This window comes from Clostridium sardiniense, from assembly GCF_050584765.1.
GTDB lineage: Bacteria > Bacillota > Clostridia > Clostridiales > Clostridiaceae > Clostridium > Clostridium sardiniense_A.
The window spans coordinates 1-3,062 of sequence record NZ_JBNOOR010000017.1 but is presented as its reverse complement, the minus strand read 5'-3'; the positions used below and the strand labels follow the sequence as shown (position 1 = coordinate 3,062).

At 25.9% G+C, this 3,062-nt stretch carries 3 protein-coding genes and 2 tRNA genes; 3 read left to right on the top strand and 2 right to left on the bottom strand.

Annotated elements, in window-relative coordinates:
- Window positions 1-2 precede the first annotated feature (2 nt).
- Window positions 3-76, top strand: a tRNA-Gly gene (locus tag ACQPUW_RS17205).
- Window positions 77-295: 219 nt separating this feature from the next.
- Window positions 296-372 (top strand) — tRNA-Arg (locus tag ACQPUW_RS17200).
- A gap of 296 nt (window positions 373-668) precedes the next feature.
- On the opposite strand, the gene ACQPUW_RS17195 is transcribed toward ACQPUW_RS17200, so the two are convergent.
- Window positions 669-965: a cupin domain-containing protein gene (locus tag ACQPUW_RS17195; protein ID WP_430838665.1), complete on the bottom strand. Its 297-nt coding sequence runs from the start codon at window positions 963-965 to the stop codon at window positions 669-671.
- A 303-nt stretch (window positions 966-1,268) separates the two neighbouring features.
- Here ACQPUW_RS17195 and ACQPUW_RS17190 point away from each other — a divergent pair, with 303 nt between their 5' ends.
- Window positions 1,269-2,006, top strand: a complete 738-nt coding sequence (locus ACQPUW_RS17190; RefSeq protein WP_430838664.1) for an MgtC/SapB family protein — start codon at window positions 1,269-1,271, stop codon at window positions 2,004-2,006.
- 390 nt (window positions 2,007-2,396) lie between these two features.
- On the opposite strand, the gene ACQPUW_RS17185 is transcribed toward ACQPUW_RS17190, so the two are convergent.
- Window positions 2,397-2,579, bottom strand: coding sequence for a hypothetical protein (locus ACQPUW_RS17185; protein WP_430838663.1), 183 nt, complete (start codon window positions 2,577-2,579; stop codon window positions 2,397-2,399).
- Between the last annotated feature and the right edge of the window lie 483 nt (window positions 2,580-3,062).

The window sequence follows — 3,062 nt, the reverse complement described above, 5'->3', positions numbered from 1 at the left end:
ATGCGGGTGTTGCTTAATGGTAAAGCTCTAGCCTTCCAAGCTAGCCACGAGGGTTCGATTCCCTTCACCCGCTCCAACAAAAACAACTAGTTTTAGTTGTTTTTTTTATCCCTAAAATATAAAAAGTGTTTGATAAAATCCACAATTGGTAAAAAGATATCCACAACAAATATTATTTTTGATTTGTTTTTTGTGGATATTTTTTTAGTTTTGTTATGTAAAATTTATACTATTAAGTAGATTTAAAGAATTGATGTGGAAATTTGAATTATAAATGATTATAATTATAAAATAAGCACCTATAGCTCAGCTGGATAGAGCGATGGACTTCGAATCCAAAGGTCGCGAGTTCGAACCTTGCTAGGTGCACCAAAATAAGAGTTGTAGACTTTCTACAACTCTTATTTTATTTTATGGAATTTATGAAATAAAAGTTTAAAGTTAAAAATAAGGTTAGATAATCCAATTGATGCGGAAATAATTAAAGAATCAGAGTATATTAGTAATATTATGGTATTGAAGGGCTTGGTAAAATTAATAAAGAATATTAAAAATGAAGAAATAAAAGAAATTGAATGTTATCAAAGTTAAAAGCATCTACACTTTATTTGAGTAGATACTTTTTATATATGAAAATAATGAGAATATTCTTTAGTTTAGATTATAAATTACACTCCAAATGTTACTAATGCTTTTGATTCTTCTAATGCAACTACATTATGCATTACATTTGAATCAAATGAAAGAAGTTCTCCTCTTGATAACTCATAGCTTCCTCCATCTTTAAATTCTATTTTAAATTTTCCTTCAAGTACAACTAATTGAGCCATTTTTTCATGAGTGTGATTTGGTAACCCTTCACCAGTTTTACAATTAAGATATACAGATATAAAATTATCGTTTTTAACAACTAAATTCTTGATATTTGTCTTTTCTTTAAATAAATTTATTTTTTCTCTTTTCATCTTTATCACCTCAAATTAATTTCTTATTTAATCTTTAATTGAATTATATAGCTTTCAAAGTCTGATTAATGTAATTTAAATCAAATTATGATTATTTTTCACCTTCTAGTTGTTAAAAACAACTTATCTATATTAAAAGTGTGCAATAAGATAGCTCAATAAAAAAATAAGATAAAATTAATCGATGGATACTTTATTAGATAGAAATTATTAATGAGAGATAAATATATATTTAATCATAATTACATATCCATATTGATAAAATGTATTATATAGAATATATGGTTAGGAAAAATACATGTTATGAGTATTGAAGATATAGCCACTAGATTATTATTAGCAATAGTAATTGGCGGAGTGGTAGGATATGATAGAGAATTTAAAAATAGGCCAGCAGGATTCAGAACCCACATATTAGTATGCATTGGAGCAACTGTAACTGCTTTAATTGAAGTGCAGCTTGTATATTCGATTATGAAAGGAATAGCAGAGACTCCAGAGCTTTCAGGAATGTTAAGGGTGGATTTGGGAAGAATAAGTGCTCAAGTAATATCAGGAATAGGCTTTCTAGGGGCTGGTACAATAATAAGAAATAAAGGTTCAGTTAAAGGCCTTACAACAGCAGCATCAATATGGGCGGTTGCTTGTGTTGGATTAGCTATTGGTATGGGGTTTTATACTATAAGTATATTAAGTGCCATTGGGATATTTATAGCATTAGTATTTTTAAAGACCTTCCAAAATAAATTTATAACTAAATTAGAAGAAATAAAATTTGAAGTAAAATATGATAATAAAATTGAGGCTCTAAAAGAGATTGATGATTGCTTAATAGATATGGAGATAAATATAGAAAATATAGAGTTTAATTTAATAAATGAAAATAGAGGAGAGCATAATTTTGAAAATACTTGTGTATATACGATTTTAGCTCCTCAAAATATTGATTTAAATTTATTAATATGTGATTTATCTTCAGGAAAGCATATATTAGGACTAAAATTACTAAATAAAGGTGGCTTAAGTAGGAAAATGAAATAGAATAATCAATTGTTTTAATACTAAAAAGAGAGTTGAAGTAAAGGGTAGCTATATTTGATTGGCAATGATTAAGTATAGCTATCTTTTTATTAATTTATTTGACAAATAGAATTAGGAAGTGAAATATCTTGAATCTTAACTTTATAGTTTTCAGTTGGAGATTTAACTAAAAATAAATCTCAAGCCTTATGTTTTGATGTAGCTTTATCTAGTGGAGAATACATTAACATTTCATTATTGAGGGGTTGAATATATAGCTGTAACTATAGTAAATGTACATTAATGATCATTATATAAAAATAACACTTCAACATTTTTTAGATATAAACTTAATTAGTAGGGGAAGGAGATATATTATATGGATAATTTTTATCATACCTTGTAGCTATATTATTCTACTTTCATTTTTATCACTATATCTTTTGGCATATTTATATTAATAAATTTACTTAAGTAACTATGATCTCTAAATTCTTTTAGATTTTCCTTTATATTTGAACTTATGAAGACTTTTATATGTTCTATCCCTTCTTTAAGTTTATATATTACTTCTATAGTTAAGTAGTTAAACATTAAGAATAACATTCATTACAAATAAATTTATAAGCATTATAACTATAATATATAACAAAATATAAGTAGATATTAAAAATAGAAGTGACAAAAGGCGTAAATATAATACAAATATATACAATTTAATAAGAATGTTAACAAAAACTTATCCAAGTGTATCTATATGAGAAAAATATAGAAATATTGAATAAATTAGAGGATTTTAAGTATAATATTCAGTAAGTAGGTATTATCTAATTATGTAGAATAAATACTATGATAGAATAATCCATGTCGTCACGGGGAACTGGTGCGAAACACAAAAGATTGTGTAGAAAAACACAAAAAAATGTGTTGACATTATTCCGCAGAGATGATAAGATAAGGAAGTCGCTTAAGGGCGACAAGATATTTGATCTTTGAAAAATGAACAGAATATAGAAATACATTTAAACAACCAGCAATTCTTTTTATTAAAGTAAGTTTTATGAGTGAAAAGATTAA